General features: G+C 40.9%; 1 protein-coding gene. It reads left to right on the top strand.

Annotation, left to right across the window (positions count from 1 at the left end; all coding sequences use genetic code 11):
* Positions 1–379 (top strand): transposase (locus CWC18_RS20170; RefSeq protein WP_138675987.1); only part of this gene is annotated, 379 nt, incomplete at both ends.

Genomic DNA, 379 nt, shown 5'->3' with positions numbered 1-379 from the left:
ACTCTGTATTCAAAAAGCATATTCATGAACTTTTATCACAAGATGTTCAGCCTGTTATTCGCCTCATGTTGTTAGAGGTGCAACAAGAGTTAGAAAGCTATGATAAAAAAATTAAACTCATGGATACCTTGTTTCAACAAACTAACACCCACAACACCAGTGCAGAAATTATGCAATCCATTCCAGGGATTGGCCCTATCATTGCCTCCGCGTTCAGCGCCAGCATCGATAAAGGCCAAGCATTTAAAAGTGCGAAAGACTTTAGTGTCTGGCTTGGCCTTACGCCTAGGCAATATGCGTCTGGTGAAACAAATCGTTTGGGCACAATTACTAAACGTGGAGATAAATACCTCAGAAAACAACTTATTCATGGTGCTCG

Source organism: Pseudoalteromonas aurantia, assembly GCF_005886875.1.
Lineage (GTDB): Bacteria > Pseudomonadota > Gammaproteobacteria > Enterobacterales > Alteromonadaceae > Pseudoalteromonas > Pseudoalteromonas aurantia_A.
This window is presented reverse-complemented; position numbering and strand designations above follow the sequence as displayed.